This is a genomic window from Streptomyces sp. NBC_01497 (assembly GCF_036250695.1).
In the GTDB taxonomy this organism is placed as follows: Bacteria; Actinomycetota; Actinomycetes; order Streptomycetales; family Streptomycetaceae; genus Streptomyces.
In genome coordinates this window covers 4,858,660-4,878,457 of the sequence record NZ_CP109427.1, presented here as the reverse complement: position 1 = coordinate 4,878,457, position 19,798 = coordinate 4,858,660, and the positions used below count along the sequence as shown (strand labels likewise).

Genomic DNA, 19,798 nt, shown 5'->3' with positions numbered 1-19,798 from the left:
ACGCGGGCAGCGCCCGCCCGCGGCGCCCGAGGGCGCGCCGCGGGGCCCGGAGCACACTCCGCCCCGCGCGTCCTGCCGGCAGCGGGCGTCCCTCCCGCATTCCTCGTCGTCGTACGCCTTCCCCCTCCTCGACCGCCCGGGACCCGCATCCCGCTCGGCCGTTTTCCGTACCCGCAGCGGTAGTTGCGTGGCATGAGCCCGACAGAGAGCTCACCCATGGTGTGGTGGCGGTCACGAGCACGACAACTCTTTACCAAGTCAAGGGATAGTAAAATCGTTCGGTTTCCTGACTCTGGTTCACATTCCTGACCGCGAGAGGCCTTGACCACCCCCCGCGCCGGACGGTTCAATCCCCCGAAGTCCCCCTTCCCGCAGGGGTGCAGGGCCCGTACGCGTCATCGGCCACCGCGCGCCGATACCCGCCGAGCTTCCGGCAGAGAGCACTGGACGTTCACAAGGCGGACCCCTGGAGGGGGCATATGAACAGCCTCGACTGGGTCGTGCTCATCGCATACTTCGGTGTGATGATCGCGATCGGTGTGTGGTCGCACAAACGCGTCGGCGATGTGCGTGACTTCTTCACCGCCGGCGGCAGGATGCCGTGGTGGCTCTCGGGCATCTCGCACCACATGTCCGGCTACAGCGCGGTGATGTTCACCGGGTACGCGGGCATCGCCTACACCTACGGCGTCACGTCCTTCTGGACGTGGTCCTTCCCGATCGCGGTGGGTGTCGCGATCGGCATCAAGCTGTTCGCACCGCGGCTGAACCGGCTGCGCTCGCGGCTCCACGTGGCGTCGCCGCTGGAGTACCTGAAGGACCGCTACGACGTGAAGACGCAGCAACTGCTGGCCTGGTCGGGCCTGTTGCTGAAGATCGTGGATGTCGCGTCCAAGTGGGCGGCGATCGCGACCCTGCTGTCGGTGTTCACCGGCCTCAGCCTTACCCAGGGCATCCTGATCACCGGCGCGATCACGGCGCTCTACTGCACCGTCGGCGGGCTGTGGGCCGACGCGCTGACCGAACTGGGCCAGTTCGCCATCCAGTTCGTCGCGGGCATCACGATGCTGGTGGCCGTGATGGCGAAGCTCAGCGGGTTCAGCACCCTGTGGACGGTGTGGGACAAGCTGCCGTCGGGCCACGGGAACCCGACGGCGGGCCCGTACACCGGGATCTTCCTGGTGGCGTTCCTGTTCATCAAGACCTTCGAGTACAACGGCGGCATGTGGAACCAGGCGCAGCGCTACATGGCGACGCGCACACCGAGGGACGCGAGCCGCTCCGCGACGCTGTCGGCGTCGCTGTGGCTGATCTGGCCGCTGGTGCTGTTCTTCCCCATGTGGTGCGCGCCGCTGCTGGTGCACGCCGTGAAGCCCGACGCGTCGGACTCGTACGCCCTGCTGACCGAACAGCTCATCCCGCACGGCCTGCTGGGCCTCGTCGTCGTCGGCTTCTTCTCGCACACCATGGCGATGGCCTCGGGTGACGCGAACGCCATCTCCGCCGTCTTCACCCGCGACCTGGCGCCCGTCCTGTCGAAGTCGGCCCGTACCTGGTCCACGCGGAGCGCCCTGATCGCGGCGCGCCTGTCGACGATCGCGTTCCTGGCGCTGTCGATGGCGGTGGCCACACAGGTCAACTCGCCGACGTTCAAGGACATCATCACCGTCGTGATCAAGTGGGTGGCCGGTCTGATGGGCCCGATCGCGATCCCGTTCATGCTCGGCATGCTGCGCCCGTTCCGCCGTTCCGGCTCGTTCGCGGCGATCACCAGCTGGGCGGCCGGCCTGATCGCGTTCTGGCTGGTCAACTACCCGATCAACTGGGCGGTCGAGGGCGGCGTCGGCCTGGAGTACCAGGTGTCCGTGCCGTGCGCGGTCTCGCTGGTCCTCTACATCGGCCTCGGTTTCCTCAAGCCGCAGGAGACACCGGGCCTGGACGAGCTGCTGGCGAAGATCAACGAGGACGGTCCCGAACCGGGCGCGGCGGGCGCCGCGGTGGTGCCTCCGCAGCAGCCGGCCAAGGACGCGGTCGCGGGTGCCGGTGCGGGTACGGGTACGGACGACCCCAAGGAGTCCGAGCCGCGGTCCTGACACCCGGTGGCGCCAGGACCCCCGCGGCCGCAAGGGCCCGGGGGTCCTGTGCCGTGCGGGGTGTGCGTCGTCCCCTCGCCGCCGGGCCCGCACGGTGCCGCGATGCCCGTCGGCTGCACCGGCGGGGTACCCGGCCGCCGGGACGGCCGGGTACCCCGGGACTTCACCCTCGTGTGCCGGTCCTACGGTTCGCGCGGCAGCGCGGCTGCCTTGCGCAGCAGCACCGCCCGCTCCTGCGTGTTGCGGCACAGCCGTGCGGCGAGCTCCAGTTCCGCCCGGGCCTCGGCGGTGCGGCCCAGACGTGCCAGCAGTTCGCCCCGCACGGTCGGCAGGAGATGCGAGCCCGACAGGCGGCCGGAGGCGACCAGGTCGTCCACCAGAGCCAGCGCGGCGCCCGGGCCCTGGCCCATCGCGACGGCGACCGCCCGGTTCAGCTCCACGACGGGTGAGGGGGCGACGCGTCCCAGTGCCTCGTAGAGGAGCACGACACGGTCCCAGTCGGTGTCCGCGACGGAGGGCGCGGCGGCATGGCAGGCGGCGATCGCGGATTGCAGCCCGTAGGGGCCGAGGCCGCGCCCGAGCGCCCGGGCCCGGCCGAGCGCGGCCAGGCCGCGGCGGACCGCGGACCGGTCCCACAGCCGGCGGTCCTGGTCCTCCAGCAGCACCGCCTCGCCCTGCGGACCCGTCCGCGCGGGGAACCGCGCGGATGTGAGTTCGCACAGCGCGAGCAGTCCGTGGACCTCCGGCTCGTCCGGCAGCGACGCGGCCAGCATGCGGACCAGCCGGACCGCCTCATAGGCCAGGCCGGTCCGCAGCAGGGACTCCCCGGACGTCGCCGTCGAGCCCTCGGTGAAGATCACGTAGAGCACGCTCAGGACACCGCCGAGCCGCTCGCGGCGCTCGCGCGCCGGTGGCAGTTCGAACGGCACCCCCGCCGCGGCGATCGTCTTCTTCGCCCGGGTGATCCGCGCCTGGACGGTCGCCACGGGAACCAGGAACGCCCGCGCGATCTCCTCGCTCGTCAGTCCGCCGACCGCCCGCAGTGTCAGCGCCACGCGTGCCGGTGGCGCGAGCACCGGATGGCACGCGATGAACATCAGCGCGAGGACGTCGTCGTCGACCCGGTCCGGGTCCCAGAGCAGGTCGTCCGCCCGGTCGGGCGGCTCCACCCCGCCCGAACTCGTCTCGCCCTCGACGAGCGGGGACGCCAGCAGCGCGTACCGCTCGTCCCGGGCCGAGCGGCGCCGGAAGCTGTCGACGGCCCGCCGCCGGCCGGCCGCCAGCAGCCAGCCCACCGGGCTCGCCGGGGTGCCGTCGCGTGCCCACGCGGTCAGCGCCTCCGCGAGCGCCTCCTGTGCGACGTCCTCGGCCAGCTCGAAGTCCCCGGTGTAGCGCGCCAGAGCCGCCACGATCCGGGCGGACTCGATCCGCCACACCGCCTCGACGGCCCGCCGCGACGCCCCGACGGCGTCCGGCGGGCCCCCGGCGGCCGTGCCCGTCAGAGCTGGCCCGTCCGCTCCCGCCAGGCCCGTTCCTTCACGATCCACTCGTTGTCCTGCGGGAACTCCTCGATCCCCGGCACCCGCCGGATCTCGCACTTCGACCCGGCGATCGACGGCATCCGCTTCGCCCACTCCACGGCCTCCTCCTTCGACGCCACGTCGATCAGGTAGAAGCCGCCGAACAGCTCCTTCGTCTCGCCGTAGGGACCGTCCGTCACCACGGGCGCCTCCCCGCTGTAGTCGACGACCACGCCCTGGCCGGGATCATCCAGCCCCTCGGCTGCCAGGAGCACGCCCGCCTGGATCAGTTCGTCGTTGAAGCGGCCTACGGTTTCGAGCATCTGCTCGAACGGTGTCTCCATCATCTTCGCGACGGACTCGTCCGTCCCCCGCATGATCAGCATGTACTTCGCCATCTGGGCTTCGTTCCCCTCTGCGCTCGGGCCGGCTCTCGGCCCTCTCTACCCCAGGTCGAACGGCGCCGCCAGGGATCGACACGGCAACCGGAGAAGATGCGGGATTCCAGTTTCCGCCGTCACTCTCGTGCCCGCGCCGGGTCCGCTCGCCGGATACGTTCGCCGGGTCCGCTCGCGGATCCGCTGTACGGCGGGTGACTCGGGACGCGGGCCGGGCCGGCCGTCAGGACCGGGACGCGGGCGACCCGGCTCGGGCGCCGTCACCCGCACGGATAGCGCCGCAGCCACGCCGCCTCGTGGGAGCCGCCGCCGTGCAGCGCCTGTGACTGGGTGAGTTCCATGGCGAAGTCGTCGGCCAGCTCCAGCAGCGTTCCCCGGCCCTCCAGTTCCGCGAGCCACAGCGGAGGCAGCGCCGTCTCACCGTGCCAGGTGCCGAGCAGCGCGCCGCACAGCGGTGCCGCCGCGCGGGCCGTGGGGCCCGCCGTCGCCAGGGACAGGCCGTGCCGCAGGTCCTCCGCGACCAGCGCGCAGTAGACGGCCACCGCCAGGGCGTTCTCCGCGCCGCCGGGGGCGCCCAGAGCCGCCACCCGGTGCACGTCGGGCACGCCCGCGCGGACGCTCTGCAGTGCCTCGGTGAGCGCCGCGGTGACGGGCTCGTGGCCGGGTTCCGCCGCCAGGAGCTTCAGCGCCGCCCCCACCGCCGCCTCCAGCGGCGCGCGCCGGGCCAGCCCGTGCACGATGACCGCGTACGCCGACGCCGACAGGCAGGCCGCCGGATGTCCGTGGGTGTGCACCGCGCACTCGGCCGCGAGCAGGCCCACCAGCTCGGGTTCCCACCCCACCAGCAGCCCGAACGGGGCCGACCGCAGCACCGCACCGGGGTCGGCAGCCCGCGGGTTCTTCGGCTCGGCGCGGGTGCCCATCACCTCGTCACCGAGGCCCAGCAGCAGCGGCAGTGCCGGGTCGCGGCGCGCGTAGAGCCATTCCTCCATCGCGAGCCAGCCGTTGTCGGCGCGCCGCTCGTCGGGGCCCCAGTCGCGCTGGGTGGCGTACCACCGCAGGCAGGCCCGGTGGACGTCGGTCGGCGGGTGCCAGTGGCCGCGGTCGCGGCTGATCTGCGCGCGTATCAGGCCGTCGGCCGTGAACAGCGTCAGCTGCGTCGCCCAGGTGACCGCGCCGCGTCTGCCGTACGCCGGTACGAGGTCGACCTCCTCCGGCAGCGATCCCGGCTCCGGCACGGCGCCGGACGCACCGGCGCCCAGTGCGTCGCCGATACCGCCGCCGAGCAGGCATCCGCGCACACGGCTGCGGAAGTCCAGCTGCTCGGCCCGGCCCCACAGCGTGCTCACTCGTCACTCCCCACACTCAGGTAGCCGTCGATCCGCCGGGGCCGCTCCCGGCCCCGGCGATGCGAAACCTACCGTCGTGCACGCCGCCGCGCCCGGGCAAGCGGCGCTCACGTCGCCGGACGCGTACCCCAACTCACCCCGGAACGGGACGAGTTGCTCCGAATCGACGCCGTGCGGCCACCGGCCCCGGCCTCAGTCGGGGACCAGCGGCAGCAGCAGCTCCGGCCTCAGTCGGAGACCAGCGGCAGCAGCTCCGGCAGGTGCCCGTCCGAGACCGACGCCGCGCGCACGCGCTCCTCGGGCACCTCCCCGTACAGCGTGGTGCGCGGGCGGGACGGCCGTCCCGCCGCCTCCGCGATGGCCCGCAGGTCCTGAACGGACCGGTACGAGCCGTAACTCGACCCCGCCATCCGGGAGATGGTCTCCTCCATCAGCGTCCCGCCGAGGTCGTTCGCACCGGAGCGGAGCATCTCCGCCGCGCCCTCCGCGCCGAGTTTCACCCAGCTCGTCTGGATGTTGGGGATGTACGGGTGCAGCAGCAGCCGCGCCATCGCCGTCACGGCCCGGTTGTCCCGGTCGGTGGGGCCCGGGCGGGCGATGCCGGCCAGGTACACGGGCGCGTTGGTGTGGATGAAGGGCAGCGTCACGAACTCCGTGAAGCCACCGGTCTCCTGCTGGATGCCCGCGAGGGTGCGCAGGTGGCCCAGCCAGTGGCGGGGCTGGTCGACATGCCCGTACATCATGGTGGAGGAGGACCGGATGCCGAGCTCGTGCGCCGTCTTGACGACCTCGATCCAGGTCGCCGTCGGCAGTTTGCCCTTGGTGAGGATCCAGCGGACCTCGTCGTCCAGGATCTCCGCCGCCGTGCCGGGGATCGAACCGAGCCCCGCCTCCTTCGCGGCGCTCAGCCATTCGCGGATCGACATCCCGGTGCGGGTCGCGCCGTTGACGACCTCCATCGGCGAGAACGCGTGCACGTGCATGCCGGGCACGCGTTCCTTCACGGCCCGCGCGATGTCGAAGTAGGCGGTGCCGGGCAGGTCCGGGTGGATGCCGCCCTGCATGCACACCTCCACCGCCCCGACCTCCCACGCCTGTTCCGCGCGGTCCGCGACCTGCGAGAGGGAGAGGGTGTACGCGTCGGCGTCGGTGCGGCGCTGCGCGAAGGCACAGAAGCGGCAGCCGGTGTAGCAGACGTTGGTGAAGTTGATGTTGCGGGTGACGATGTACGTGACGTCGTCGCCGACCACGTCCCGCCGCAGCTCGTCCGCGATACGGGTGAGCGAGTCGAGCGCCGGCCCGTCCGCGTGGAAGAGGGCCAGGGCCTGGTCGTCGGTGAGCTTCGTCGGGTCGTCGGCGGCCTGGCCGAGGGCCTCCCGCACGTCGCCGTCGATGCGCTGCGGCACCATGCCGGGCGCGGCGGCCTCGCGCAGCGCCTCCCAGTCCCCGTACACGACGTCGAAGTCGTCGCGGCGGTCGCCCGTACGTCCCTCGCTGTCGATGGTGCGGTGCAGGTCGGTGCGGCCGGTGGAGGTGAACGCCTCGTCCGGCTCCTGCCAGGGCAGCCCCACCGGCTTGACGTCCTCGCGCGCGAGCCCGGTCTCGGGGTCGGCGAGCGCGGTGACGTGCGGGAGCAGCCTGGGGTCGAGCCACGGCTCGCCCCGCTGGATGAACTCCGGGTAGATGGTGAGGCGTTCACGCAGCTCGAACCCGGACTCGGCGGTCTTCGCGGCGAGTTCGTCGATGTGCGGCCAGGGCCGCTCCGGGTTGACGTGGTCGGGGGTGAGCGGCGACACCCCGCCCCAGTCGTCGATGCCCGCGCCGATCAGCAGCGCGTACTCGGCGTCGACGAGGTTCGGCGGGGCCTGGATGCGCGCGGACGGGCCGAGGATGTGCCGGGCCACGGCGATCGCGGCGGCCAACTCCCCCAGTTCCGCGTCCGGCATGCCGCGCATCGCCGTGTCCGGCTTGGCGCGGAAGTTCTGCACGATGACTTCCTGGATGCCGTGGTAGGCGCGGGCCGTGCGGCGCAGCTCGAACAGCGCGTCCGCACGCTCCTCGTACGACTCCCCGATGCCGATGAGCACACCGGTCGTGAACGGCACGTTGGAGCGCCCCGCGTCCTCAAGGACCCGCAGCCGCACGGCGGGCTCCTTGTCCGGGGAGCCGTGGTGCGGGCCGCCCGGCTCGGACCACAGGCGGGTCGCGGTGGTCTCCAGCATCATGCCCATCGAGGGCGCGACCGGCTTGAGCCGCTGCAGGTCCGTCCAGGACATGACGCCCGGGTTGAGGTGCGGCAGCAGCCCGGTCTCCTCCAGCACCCGGATCGCCATGGCCCGCACGTAGGCGAGGGTGTCGTCGTAGCCCTCGGCCTCCAGCCATTCGCGTGCCTCGGGCCACCGGGCCTCCGGCCGGTCGCCGAGGGTGAACAGCGCTTCCTTGCAGCCGAGCGCGGCGCCCTCGCGGGCGATCGCGAGGACCTCGTCCGGCGAGAGGAACATCCCGTGGCCCTCGCGCCGCAACTTGCCGGGCACGGTCACGAAGGTGCAGTAGTGGCATTTGTCACGGCACAGGCGGGTGAGGGGGATGAAGACCTTGCGGGAGTACGTGATGATCCCGGCGCGCCCGGCCGCTTCGAGTCCCGCGTCCCGGACCCGGGCGGCGGAGGCGGAGAGGTCGATGAGGTCGTCCCCGCGTGCCTGGAGCAGCACGGCCGCCTCGCCGGCGTCGAGGGCGACGCCGTCGCGGGCACGTTTGAGGGCACGGCGCATGGAGTTGGTGGTGGGCCGGCCGGCGGCCCCTGACCCGTCAGGCACGTACGTAGTCATCCTTCGAGCATACGTAGGAGTGGAAGCACCCTCCGGACGCGGTGATTCCGGCACGGCACCCGAGGTCAGCGTGGTCAAGGCCCCCGGCCCTTGACGGCGGGAGGCGGCCCCGGTCCGGCCGGCCACCTGTCATGTGTCCGCCCCCGGGGCGCAACCCGCGCGTCACCGCCCGCCGCACGGAACGCGGGCCCGACGGGGCCTGAAGGCGCTGCACGGACACCGGCCCGCCGGTGCCCGAAGGTGCCGCACGGAAACTGGCCCGACGTGACGCGCGGACACCGGCCCGACGGTGCCTGACACGCGGCCACGCCCGTACGGCCCGGGCCGAGAGCCCTCGCCCGTCGCCTGTGCCCGGCGTCCGCCGCCCCGTCCGGGTCCGCCGCACCGTCCGGCGCGGTGTCCTGGTGACCGGCGCCGCCGCCGCGCCTACCGTGTCCACCGTGACCTTCGCCAACGACGCATCGGCCGCCGGCCCGTCCGGCACCCCCGGAACCCCCGGCAGCGGCGGCGCGGGAGGCTCCGGCGCCGCCGGCCGCCGCGTGCGCGAGACCGTCACCGGCACCCTCCCCACCGGCTCCCCCGACGTCGTGTACCTGCCCTTCCAGGTGCCGCACGGCGTCAACGAGGTCCACGTCGCGTACACGTACGACAGGCCCGCCGTGCCCGTCGGCACCCAGGGCAACGCCCTCGACATCGGCCTCTTCGACGAGCGCGGCACCGCGCTCGGCGGCGCGGGCTTCCGGGGCTGGTCCGGTGGCGCGCGCACCGAGTTCTTCGTACGGTCCGGCGACGCCACTCCCGGCTACCTCACGGGCCCCGTGCGCCCCGGCACCTGGCACGTCGCACTCGGCCCGTACACCGTCGCGCCACAAGGCCTGGCGTACGAGGTGACGATCACCCTCACGTACGGCGACCAGGCCCCCGAACCCCGGCCGGTGTACCCGCCGGAGCGTGCGAAGGGCCGGGTCGCGGGGCGCGGACCCGCCTGGTACCGGGGCGACTGCCACCTGCACTCGGTGCACTCCGACGGCACGCGCACCCCCGCCCGGATCGCGGCGCTGGCCCGCGCCGCCGGACTGGACTTCCTCCACAGCAGTGACCACAACACCACCTCGGCGCACCGCGCGTGGGACGGCCTGTGGGGCGACGACCTGCTGATCCTCGTCGGCGAGGAGGTCACCACCCGCAACGGGCACGTCCTCGCGCTCTCCCCCGACCCCGGCACGTTCGTGGACTGGCGCTACCGCGCCCGTGACCGGCGCTTCGGCCACTACGCCCGGGCGGTCCGCGCGGCCGGCGGCCTCGTCGTGCCCGCCCACCCGCACCAGACCTGCGTCGGGTGCGCCTGGAAGTACGGCTTCGCGGACGCCGACGCCGTCGAGGTGTGGAACGGCCCCTGGACCCCGGACGACGAGGTCTCCCTCGCCGCCTGGGACAACAGCCTGATCGAGTCAGGGGGTTCGGGCCGCGCCTGGACACCCGCCCTGGGCAACAGCGACGCGCACCGCGACCCCGACGTCATCGGCGAACCCCAGACGGTGGTGCTGGCCGACGAGTTGAGCCGCACGGCGATCCTCGCCGGGCTGCGCGCCGGCCACAGCTACGTCGCCGAGTCCTCCAAGGTCGCGCTCGCCTTCACGGTGTCCGGGGGCCGGGGCCGGCAGGCGGGCATCGGGGAGCGGCTGACCGGCGTGCGGCCCGACGACGAGGTGACCGTACGCCTGGAGGTCACGGGCGCGCCCGGCTGCACCGTGCGGTTCGTGACCGACCAGGGGACGCTGTTCACCGCGCCGGCGCCGATCCCCGCGCCGGGCTCCGCCGTCGTGGAGTGGACAACGACACCGCGCCACGCGAGCTACGTACGGGCCGAGGTCCGCCACCCGGCGTCCGGGCAGGGCGGCGGGCTGCCGGGCGCGGTCGCGGCGTTCACCAACCCCGTCTTCCTGGACACCGGGGAAGCAGCGGACTGACCGCCGTGCACGGGCCCGCGAGCCGGGTGGAGAGCGGCTCTCGGGCCGGGTGGAGAGCGGATATCCACCCGATCTTCCACCCGGGGGTTGAAGGCATCCGGAGCCCCCGAGGGGATGCTCGAAAACATGACGCTCTCCGACTGGATCATCGACATCGCCCTCGTCCTCATCGTCTTCCGCCAGATGCGCGAGGAACGCCTCAGCGTGCGGACGGTCCTGCTGCCGCTGGCCATCATCGGCTGGGCCGCCAGCCAGTACCTGCACTCGATTCCCACCGCGGGCAACGACCTCACACTGATCGCCGTCTTCGCCTCGACCGGAGCCGTCCTCGGCCTCGTCGGCGGCCTGCTCACCCGCGTCCGCCACGCGGACGGACACGTCCGGATCAGGGCCACCGTGAGCGCCGCCGCGCTGTGGGTGGTCAGCATGGGCTTCCGGCTGGGCTTCGCCGTGTGGTCCTCGCACCCCTCCGGCGCGGCCCATGTCGGGCACTTCTCCGCCGCGCACGACATCACCAGCGGCCAGGCCTGGGTCGTGGCCCTGATCCTTATGGCCTTCGGCGAGGTCGTCTTCCGGCTCGGCACCATCGTCGTCCGGGGCCGCCGCGTCTCCCTCCGCGCCCGCCGCAGCGAGCAGGCGTCGGTAGTGGCGCCGACGGCCGGGGCGCTCGTCTGAGGCACGGGTACGTACGACCGGGTCACACCGCGGCACGTACGTCCCAGGCACGGCAGCGCACCGGACGGACGCGGCAGGCACGACACCGCACCGCACCGCACCGCACCGATACGACGCCGGGCACGGAACCCGGACACCGAGCACGGCACATCCCGCCCGGGGGTGCCGTGCTCTTCGCTGTCGGTGCTCCCTCCGGCGGGAACGGCATGTTCGAGTACTTCACCGAGTGCACGAAGCGCGCCAGGAATACCGGGCCCACCAGGAGCGGGCGTCCATCGGCGTCGGCGAGGACCCCGCGCCTCAGAACTGACGCACGAACCGAGCCCAGGCGGCCAGGGGAACGGTGACGACGGGCCCGCCGGGACGCTTCGAATCCCGGACGGGCACGACGCCGGGCAGACCGGAGCCGACCTCGACGCAGTCGCCGCCGTTGTTGCCGCTGTAACTCGACGTACGCCAGAGGACCATCAACCCTCCCGGACCGCGAACCCCACGAACTCCGACCAGGCAGAAGCGGACAGCAGCAGGACAGGGCCCTCGCGACGCTTCGAATCCCGGACGGGCACGACATCCGGCAGACCGGAGCCGACCTCGACGCAATTGCCGCCGTTGTTGCCGCTGTAACTCGACGTACCCCACACCACGTCGGACAGGCTCTTCGCGGGAGTCATGGTGTCAGTTCCTTCAACGCTTTGGCGATCAGATCGACGGAGCGGCTGATCGAGAGGGCTTCTGCCGTGAGCAGATCATAGGCTCGCTCCGCCGTCCTGACGTCGTCCGGTTCGGCCAGAATCTGGCCTTTGAGAAAGCCGTCCACATAGACGACGTTCGGCCCCTCATCCATCGTCAGCGTTGTGAACGGTCCGTCGACGCCCGCATGTCCTCCCACGTCGAACGGCAGGACCTGGATGACGATGTTGGGAATGCCCGACACGTCAAGCAGCCGCTGAAGTTGACCAGCCATGTTGTCAACACAGCCCGGTCGCCGCAGAATCACGGTCTCATCGATGACAATCCACAGCTCAGGCGGCTTTGGGCGGTCGAGAATCGCCTGCCGCCCCATACGCCCGTTCAGCAGCTCTTCGATTTCGTCGCGATTTGTGCGCCCGGCTGCGAGTACCTCTCTGCCGTACTCCTCGGTCTGAAGAAGTCCAGGCACTGTCTGTACCTCGAACGACCGGATGATCGTCGCCGCCGCCTCCAGCTCCACGTACGGCCGGAACCACTTCGGGTACGCGTACTTGATGACCAGCGGCCACAGGCGGCGGAAGTGGTCGCCTGTGCCGAACTTCTCGTCGGCCAACGCGGACAGTTCCTTGGTCGGCAGCCGCTGTGCCGCCTCGATCTTGTTGAGGAGCGACGGGGCCATCAGGGCCGTCCTGGCGAAGTCCCGCTGGGTGATTCCGGCGGCCTCGCGCCTTCTGCGTAAGTCCGTTACGTAGAACGACAGTACGGAATCGGACGGATCCAGATCCTCCGCATAGGGCATGAGAGACACCTCTCCCGTTGATGGGTCATGAAGTCAACCGGTCCCCCCTTTTGAGCGTAGCGACGAATGCCGATGCTTGGAGCACAGTCGGTAATCAGTCGATGGCGAAGGGCCACCAGGTCGATGACACAGAGCAAGGCGCGACGCGTCCTCACGGAACTGACCGAAACGATGGGGAAGGACGGGGTCCTCATCGTCCACAAGGACGAGGAGATGCCCGGGCGGGCGGCGGACCTGCCCCAGGAGGCCCTGGACGCGGACGGGCCGGGGGACGCGTGGGAGGACGTGGTCCCTGGGAAGGCGCTGCGCTGGCCGAAGTGCGAGTGCGGTTCGCCGAAGTGTCCCGACTACGACGCGTTGCGTACGAAGGTCGCGGAGCGCAACCGGCGCAGCAGCCGAGGGGGCACCTGAGCCGACGGGTCCGCATCCGGTGCGAGGGCCGCCTGCCCCCCGGAGAGGCTGGTCCGTATCCGGTGCGAGGGCCGCCTGCCCCCCGGAGAGGCTGGTCCGTATCCGGTGCGAGGGCGGCCTGCCCCCCGGGAGGAAGGTCCCCGTCCGTGCGGCGGCGGCCTGCCCCGGAGGCGAGGTTCGCCGGGGGAGGCGGGTGTGCGCGGGGCCGCGCCCGCGTCTTGTTAGCGTCGCGTCCCGTGATCTCCGACCCTGACGACCCCGACAACCCCTGCTCCGACACCCGCTCCGGCCCCACGGCCACCGCACCCTCGGCCCCGCCCGTGCCCGTCACCCCGCCCGTCCCGCCCGCCCCTGCGGCCGTCCACGTCGGGAACGCGGGCGTGGACGCCCCTTTGGACCATGGCTGGATCCTCGGGCACTTCAAGGACTCCGCCGACCCGCGTCACAGCGAGGACGTCGAGATCAAGTGGGGCGTTCATCCGCGCGGGGACCGCAGGGCGCGGTGGGTGAGGGGTGAGGAGCGTACCGCGCTGCTCGTGCTCATCAGCGGCCGTTTCCGGGTGGAGCTGCCGGACCGCACGGTGCTGCTGGACCGGCAGGGCGACTACGTGGTGTGGGGCCGGGGCACGGACCACTCCTGGTACGCGCAGGAGGAGTCGGTGGTCCTGACGGTCCGCTGGCCGTCGGTGCCCGGCTACGCCGTCCGGGATCCGGCCGGGCGCTGAACGGGCCGCGCGGCGAAACGGGGGCGGTGCGCCGTACCGGGAAGGCCCCCGCCGCCGCTTACCGCGCCAGTGACGCCCCGTCGCCCATCACGACCACCGGGTGCAGCTCCGGGTCGAGGATGCGCAGGAGCTCCTTGATGTGGTCCTCCGACATGCTCACGCAGCCGTGCGTGGGGCCGCCGTGGTCGACGTGGAACCAGATGCCGCCGCCTCTCGCCTCGCCCCACGGGCGCTCCTTGTCGAGCGGCGAGACGCCCCGGACGCGGTTGTAGTTGATGGCCACGACGTAGTCGAAGGAGTGGGCCAGGGACTCCCCTTCGAATCCCCTGCCCCCGGTGGCGAAGTCCGGCGACTCGTCGTACGGCAGCCGGGTGCCCGGGTCGGGCATCCGGCCGCCCGCGTCGGTCAGGCCGTAGACGCCGATCGGGGAGCGCAGGTCGTCGTCGTAGTGCTCCTTGGTCCAGCCGTCGCGGGCGTTGCGCGCCTTCCAGCCGCCGTCCGTGACCCAGCCCGCCTCCGTGTGCCGGTACGCGACGAGCCGCGACCTCGGCGAGTCGGCGTCCCGGCCCGTCACGACCACGACCTGGAGCGCGTTCGCCGGGATCTCGGCGAGCGTCGCGGGGCCGAGGTCCGGGAGTTGCCGGCGCACCAGGGAGCCGCCCGCCTCCAGGGGGCCCGACGCGACCCGGGCGGCCGGTTCACCGGCGGCGGGGGCCGCGAGCGGGGCGGCGCCGGGCCGCTTGTCGGCCTGGTCCTCGGTCGGTCCCGCGGCGGCCGAGGCCGCCCCCACCGCTCCCGCCCGGTGTCCGGCGGACGCGTGGCCGCCGCTTCCGCAGCCGCACAGGCCGCTGAGCACGGCGACGGCCAGGACGGCGGCCAGCGGGCGGGCGGCGCGTCCTGGGCGACGCGGGGCCGGGGATCGTCGCGCGGGGCGCACGAGGCGTACGGGCATGAGCTCACCTTCGGTAGTCCGGGCTGTTACGCCGGGCGGGGGATGGTCCCTCACACCACGTCAACCGTTTCTGCTACCCGCCGGGCGGGCCGCCCGCGCGGTGGTTGCCGCAGGCTCACCCTCCTGGCCGTACCGGGTCCCCCTCCCCTACGTCACGAGCGCCGCGCGCGCCTCCGGCGGCCCCGGACGGACCTGTGGAACGCGCCGGACCCCGGGCCACCGGGGCATCGCGCGCCGCTGCTCGTAACCGGGCGCCGGGGGTGTCGGGGGGCACACGGGGCACGACGGTGGCGGCCGTAGCGACCGTCCCGGGCGACGGGCCGTCACCGGTAGACACCTTCAACCACTGTTCAAACGGTGGCCACTTGCCCAGCAGCACCACCGGCCATCTCGCGGCGCGACGGTGTCGGAGCCAGCGTGACCAACTCCGAGAGGACCCCGGTGAACGACGCCCCGGAAGACCGTCCCGACAGATCCGACACACCCGGCACCGCCGCCGCACCCGAACGTCCCGGTACTCCCGCCCCCGCCGGGCGGTCCGGCCTGACCCGCCGCAGGCTGTTCGGGTCCGCCGCCGCCGTCGGGGCGCTCGCCGCCACCGACATGGCCTTGCCCTCCAACGTCCGCAAGGCCCTGGCCGCGACGCCGTCCGCCGCCGCCCGGCGGGGATCGCTGAAGGACATCGAGCACGTCGTACTCCTGATGCAGGAGAACCGCAGCTTCGACCACTACTTCGGCACACTGTCCGGCGTGCGCGGCTTCGACGACCCGAAGGCCGTCCGGCTCCCGAACGGCGACTCGGTCTTCGAGCAGCCCGACCCGTCGAGCCCCACCGGCAAGCTCCTGCCGTACCGGCTGGACACCCGGACCACCGCCGGCCAGGTCATCCCGTCGATGAGCCACGCGTGGGACGTGCAGCACCAGGCGTGGAACGGCGGCGCCATGGACAACTGGCTGCCGGCGCACCGCGCGTCCGACGGTGACAGCAAAGGCCCCTTCACCATGGGGTACTTCACCCGTGAGGACATCCCGTTCCAGTACGCGCTCGCCGACGCGTTCACCCTCTGCGACAACTACCACTGCTCGGTCATGGGCCCCACCCATCCCAACCGGTACATGTGGATGACGGGCACCATCGACCCGAACGGCACCGCGGGCGGCCCCGCGCTCGACAACAACGCGGCGAACGACGTCTACGGGTGGACGACGTACGCGGAGCGCCTCTTCGACGCGGGCGTCAGCTTCAAGTGGTACCACGGGCCCGGCAGCGTCACGGGGCTCGCCGTCTACCAGAAGATGAAGCAGTTCCAGGGCCTGTCCCCCGACTCGCCGCTCTACCAGCAGACGCTGGCGCCCTCCCCCATCGGCCAGTTCGAGTACGACTGCCTCAACGACAGGCTGCCGACGGTCAGCTGGCTGATGCCGCCCGCCGCCAACGACGAGCACCCCGCGCGCACACCCGCCGCCGGCGCGCAGTTCGTCTCCAGCGTCATCGACGCGATCGCGTCCAACCCGGACGTGTGGGCGAAGACCGTGTTCATCCTGTCGTACGACGAGAACGACGGCATGTTCGACCACGTCGTCCCGCCGACTCCGAAGGCCGGCACGGCCGACGAGTTCGTCACCAGGACCTCGCCGACCGGCGTGGACGGTGGCGGCCTGCCGGTCGGTCTCGGCTTCCGGGTCCCCGCGATCATCGTCTCGCCGTGGACCGCGGGCGGCTGGGTCAGCTCCGAGGTCTTCGACCACACCTCGCAGATCCGTTTCCTGGAGCAGATCACCGGCGTGCGCGAGTCCAACATCTCGGCCTGGCGCCGCCGGAAGACCGGTGACCTGACGTCCGCCTTCCGATTCAGCGACGCGACGAAGAAGGCGCCGGCGCTGCCGGACACCAACGCGGCCTTCAACCTCGCGCAGTACCAGGGGAGCCAGTTCCCGCTGCCGAAGCCGCCGACCGCAGGCCAGCGCGTGCCGCGGCAGGAGCCGGGCACCCGGCCGCACATCTCCTGACCCTTCCGAGTCACAGGGGCGCCCGGGGGAGATCAGCAGCCGCCGGGCGCCCCGCCCGTGCCACCCGCCCCGCGGACATCTCCGCGCCTCGCTTTCCCTCCGTCGCCCCTCCCGACCCGCCCCGCCGCCCGGCATCAACCCCGGGCCAAGTGCACGCCTCCCCCGGCCGCGGCAGACCTCGGACGTCTCCGCGACCCCTCGCTGACCGGACGTCAAGGAGGCCGCGCCCGAAACCTGTCGAGGCCTTGTGCAGACCGCCACCCGTGGCTGACGCGCCCGCCCGGGACAAGGCAGACTGGTGGAGCAGTGATACCGCCAGCCGGGGGGCAAGGGAGAGCCATGGACCGTGACCACGGGCCACGCGTACCGGAACAGCGGGTTCCGGAGAAGCGGGAAGCGGGGCTGGACGACAGCCGCCGCCTGCGCTTCAGCGTGCTCGGTCCGGTCCGGACATGGAGCGACGGCGAGACCCTGCCGCCCGGTTCACCGCAACAGCGGGCCATGCTCGCCGCACTGCTGCTGCGCGAGGGCCGTACGGCCACGGCGGCGGAACTCATCGACGCCCTGTGGGGCGACGAGCCACCGGCACGTGCGCTCGCAGCGATCCGTACGTACGCCTCCCGCCTGCGCAAGATCCTCGGTCCCGGCGCGCTCGTCAGCGAGGCCGGCGGCTACGCCATGCGCACCCCGGCGGGCGCCCTCGACCTGCAGGTCGCCCACGACCTCGCCGCCAAGGCCGAGAAGGCGCGCTCCACGGGCGACCGCCGCGCGGCCCGCACCCTGCTGGAGCAGTCGCTCGGACTGTGGGACGGCGAACCGCTCGCCCACCTGCCGGGCCCGTTCGCCGAGACGCAGCGCGCCCGACTCGGCGAGTGGCGGCTCGGCCTCGTCGAGACGCGGCTCGACCTCGACCTGGAGCTCGGCTGCCACGCGGAGGCCGTGTCCGAGCTGACCGCGCTGACCGCCACGCACCCGCTGCGCGAGCGGCTGCGCGAACTGCTGATGCTCGCCCTGTACCGCAGCGGGCGGCAAGCGGAGGCGCTCGCCGTCTACACCGACACCCGGCGGCTGCTCGCCGAGGAGCTGGGCGTCGACCCGCGCTCCGAACTGACGGAGCTGCAGCACTCCATCCTCAACGCGGACGAGGAACTGGCACGCCCCGCCCTGGAGGCGGTCCCCGACCTCGCGGCGCCACGCCCCGCGCAACTGCCCGCGACCGTACCCGACTTCACCGGCCGTGCGGCGTTCGTGGCCGAGCTGGGCGAACTGCTGTCCCTGTCGGAGGGTTCGGGGTCGGTGATGGCGGTATCGGCCCTCGCGGGCATCGGCGGCGTCGGCAAGACGACCCTCGCCGTGCACGTGGCGCACGCGGCCCGCCCGCACTTCCCCGACGGGCAGCTCTACGTGGACCTTCAGGGGTCCTCGGCCTCAGCCGCCGAACCCGAGACGGTGCTCGCCTCGTTCCTGCGGGCGCTGGGCACCCCCGACCGGGCCGTCCCGGACACGCTGGAGGAGCGGTCGGCGCTGTACCGCTCCACACTCGACGGGCGCCGCGTCCTGGTCGTGCTGGACAACGCACGCGACGCCGCGCAGGTGCGGCCCCTGCTGCCGGGCACACCCGGCTGCGCCGCGCTGGTCACCGGCCGGACCCGGATGGTGGACCTCGCCGGGGCGCACCTCGTGGACCTGGACGTGATGTCGCCGGACGAGGCCCTCGCCCTCTTCACCAAGATCGTCGGCGCGGAGCGGGTGCGGTCCGAGCGCGAGGCCGCCCTCGACGTCGTCGCCGCCTGCGGGTTCCTGCCCCTGGCGATCCGTATCGCCGCGTCCCGGCTGGCCGCACGGCGTACCTGGACGGTGTCCGTGCTCGCCTCCAAGCTCGCCGACGAGCGGCGCAGACTGGACGAGCTCCAGGCGGGCGACCTCGCCGTGAAGGCCACCTTCGAGCTGGGTTACGGCCAGCTGGAGCCCGTGCAGGCGCGCGCGTTCCGGCTGTTGGGGCTCGCCGACGGGCCCGACATCTCGCTGCCCGCCGCCGCCGCCGTACTGGACCTGCCGGTCGAGGCCACGGAGGACGTCCTCGAATCGCTCGTGGACACCTCCCTCCTGGAGTCGGCCGCGCCCGGCCGCTACCGCTTCCACGACCTCGTACGGCTCTACGCGCGTGCGTGCGCGGAACGCGACGAGCGGCCCCCGGCCCGGCGCGGGGAGGCACTGGACCGCCTCCTCGACTTCTACCTGGCGACGGCGTCCCGCGTGTACGGCATGGAACGCCCCGGCGACCGCACCGTCGCGCACCTGGAGACCACCCGCAGCACGGGCCTGTCCTTCACCACCCGCGCCGCGGCGCTCGACTGGCTCTACGCGGAGGCCGCGCCCATCCTGGCCTGCGTCCAGCAGTCCCTGACGGCGCCCGACCTGCTGCGGCGGGCGGTCGACCTGCTGCTCGCGGCGGAGGACCTGGCCGAGTCGGGCACGGACTCCCGCGCGTATGAGTCGGCCGCCCTCGCCGCACGCGACGCCGCGGAGGCCGCGGCGGACGCCCGCGCCGAGGGCAGGGCACGGACCGCGCTCGCGCAGGTTTACAGCACGACCGGGCACTTCGACGAGGCAGAGTACGAGGCCGAGCGCGCGATGGCACTCGGCGACGCGGTGGCCGACGTGTGGACCAACTGCAGCGCTACCAACGAACGCGGCATCATCGCGCACTGCCAGGGCCGGTACGCGGACAGCGAGCGGTACTTCCGCAGCGCGACGGCGGCGTTCGCCGCCGACGGCAACCGGCCCGGGGAAGCCAGCGCCCTGTGCAACCTGTCCCGCGCGCTCGTCGCGATGGGCAGGATCGCGCCCGCGATAGAGCTGGTGCAGCAGGGCATGGAGATCTACGACGCCCTCGGGCTGACACTGCGGCTCGCCAACGCCCGTTTCGCACTGGGCATCGCGTACTTCCACGCGGGCCGTCACCCGGCGGCGCTCGACCAGTTCAGCCAGGCGGTCCAGGTCTTCGAGGAGAACCGCCAGCGCCTGTGGCAGGGCACCACGTACTACCGGATCGGGCAGGTGCACCTGGCCGCGGGGCGGCCCGCGCAGGCCGCCCGGTTCGCCGAGCAGGCACTCACCGTGGGCTCCATGGGCGGCGAGTGGATGCGGGCCAACATCCTGACGACGCTGGGCAAGTCGCTCGACTCGCTCGGCCAGCCGGTGCGCGCGCGGGCCTGCTGGCAGGAGGCCTTCGAGATCTACGACGCCGCGGGCGCCGACGAGGCCGCCGAGGTACGGGTACTCCTCGTCCCGCTGGCCTCCTGACCCCGCGCGGACGCCGCGAACGGGGTCGTTCATCGAACGTTTAACGCCCCCTGGCATGCTCAACGCAACGAC

Annotated in this window: 15 protein-coding genes; 7 read left to right on the top strand and 8 right to left on the bottom strand. The window is 72.7% G+C overall.

Annotated elements, in window-relative coordinates; genetic code table 11:
* Positions 1 to 479 precede the first annotated feature (479 nt).
* A complete protein-coding gene (locus OG310_RS20575; RefSeq protein ID WP_329457340.1) occupies positions 480 to 2,093 on the top strand; it encodes a sodium:solute symporter family protein in 1,614 nt (537 codons plus the stop codon).
* 182 nt (positions 2,094 to 2,275) lie between these two features.
* Here the strand turns inward: OG310_RS20575 and OG310_RS20570 are convergent, their stop codons facing one another.
* The 4 genes from OG310_RS20570 to OG310_RS20555 all read right to left on the bottom strand — a co-directional run bounded on the left by OG310_RS20570 (position 2,276) and on the right by OG310_RS20555 (position 8,188).
* On the bottom strand, positions 2,276 to 3,619 hold the full coding sequence (locus tag OG310_RS20570; protein WP_329460283.1) for an RNA polymerase sigma factor: 1,344 nt from the start codon (positions 3,617 to 3,619) through the stop codon (positions 2,276 to 2,278).
* Positions 3,592 to 4,011: a YciI family protein gene (locus OG310_RS20565; RefSeq protein WP_329457339.1), complete on the bottom strand. Its 420-nt coding sequence runs from the start codon at positions 4,009 to 4,011 to the stop codon at positions 3,592 to 3,594. Before OG310_RS20565 ends, OG310_RS20570 begins: the two co-directional genes overlap by 28 nt.
* Before the next feature lie 260 nt (positions 4,012 to 4,271).
* On the bottom strand, positions 4,272 to 5,360 hold the full coding sequence (locus tag OG310_RS20560; RefSeq protein WP_329457338.1) for an ADP-ribosylglycohydrolase family protein: 1,089 nt from the start codon (positions 5,358 to 5,360) through the stop codon (positions 4,272 to 4,274).
* A 227-nt stretch (positions 5,361 to 5,587) separates the two neighbouring features.
* On the bottom strand, positions 5,588 to 8,188 hold the full coding sequence (locus OG310_RS20555) for a bifunctional FO biosynthesis protein CofGH (RefSeq protein ID WP_329457337.1): 2,601 nt from the start codon (positions 8,186 to 8,188) through the stop codon (positions 5,588 to 5,590).
* Between the two features lie 440 nt (positions 8,189 to 8,628).
* Between OG310_RS20555 and OG310_RS20550 the strand changes: the two genes are divergently transcribed.
* On the top strand, positions 8,629 to 10,158 hold the full coding sequence (locus tag OG310_RS20550) for a CehA/McbA family metallohydrolase (protein WP_443078702.1): 1,530 nt from the start codon (positions 8,629 to 8,631) through the stop codon (positions 10,156 to 10,158).
* A gap of 126 nt (positions 10,159 to 10,284) precedes the next feature.
* Positions 10,285 to 10,833: a hypothetical protein gene (locus OG310_RS20545; protein ID WP_329457335.1), complete on the top strand. Its 549-nt coding sequence runs from the start codon at positions 10,285 to 10,287 to the stop codon at positions 10,831 to 10,833.
* A gap of 300 nt (positions 10,834 to 11,133) precedes the next feature.
* On the opposite strand, the gene OG310_RS20540 is transcribed toward OG310_RS20545, so the two are convergent.
* From OG310_RS20540 to OG310_RS20530, 3 genes are read right to left on the bottom strand one after another with little or no spacing between them, the layout of a single operon-like run.
* A complete protein-coding gene (locus tag OG310_RS20540; protein WP_329457334.1) occupies positions 11,134 to 11,301 on the bottom strand; it encodes a DUF397 domain-containing protein in 168 nt (55 codons plus the stop codon).
* Complete coding sequence (locus OG310_RS20535) at positions 11,301 to 11,504, bottom strand: DUF397 domain-containing protein (RefSeq protein WP_329457333.1); 204 nt, start codon at positions 11,502 to 11,504, stop codon at positions 11,301 to 11,303. Before OG310_RS20535 ends, OG310_RS20540 begins: the two co-directional genes overlap by 1 nt.
* On the bottom strand, positions 11,501 to 12,322 hold the full coding sequence (locus OG310_RS20530) for a helix-turn-helix domain-containing protein (RefSeq protein ID WP_329457332.1): 822 nt from the start codon (positions 12,320 to 12,322) through the stop codon (positions 11,501 to 11,503). The genes OG310_RS20535 and OG310_RS20530 overlap by 4 nt, the downstream gene beginning before the upstream one ends.
* Before the next feature lie 123 nt (positions 12,323 to 12,445).
* On the opposite strand from OG310_RS20530, the gene OG310_RS20525 reads away from it, so the two are divergent.
* Positions 12,446 to 12,733, top strand: a complete 288-nt coding sequence (locus OG310_RS20525) for a hypothetical protein (RefSeq protein ID WP_329457331.1) — start codon at positions 12,446 to 12,448, stop codon at positions 12,731 to 12,733.
* A gap of 320 nt (positions 12,734 to 13,053) precedes the next feature.
* Positions 13,054 to 13,458 (top strand): signal peptidase I, encoded by a 405-nt coding sequence (locus OG310_RS20520; protein WP_329460282.1) that lies wholly within the window; start codon positions 13,054 to 13,056, stop codon positions 13,456 to 13,458.
* A gap of 58 nt (positions 13,459 to 13,516) precedes the next feature.
* Here OG310_RS20520 and OG310_RS20515 read toward each other — a convergent pair whose 3' ends face one another.
* Positions 13,517 to 14,410: a L,D-transpeptidase family protein gene (locus tag OG310_RS20515; protein ID WP_329457330.1), complete on the bottom strand. Its 894-nt coding sequence runs from the start codon at positions 14,408 to 14,410 to the stop codon at positions 13,517 to 13,519.
* Between the two features lie 603 nt (positions 14,411 to 15,013).
* Between OG310_RS20515 and OG310_RS20510 the strand changes: the two genes are divergently transcribed.
* Together OG310_RS20510 and OG310_RS20505 are read left to right on the top strand one after the other, a co-directional pair.
* Positions 15,014 to 16,420 (top strand): alkaline phosphatase family protein, encoded by a 1,407-nt coding sequence (locus OG310_RS20510; RefSeq protein WP_329460281.1) that lies wholly within the window; start codon positions 15,014 to 15,016, stop codon positions 16,418 to 16,420.
* 339 nt (positions 16,421 to 16,759) lie between these two features.
* Entirely contained in the window at positions 16,760 to 19,726 is a 2,967-nt protein-coding gene (locus OG310_RS20505) for an AfsR/SARP family transcriptional regulator (protein WP_329457329.1), read from the top strand.
* The last annotated feature ends 72 nt before the right edge of the window (positions 19,727 to 19,798 follow it).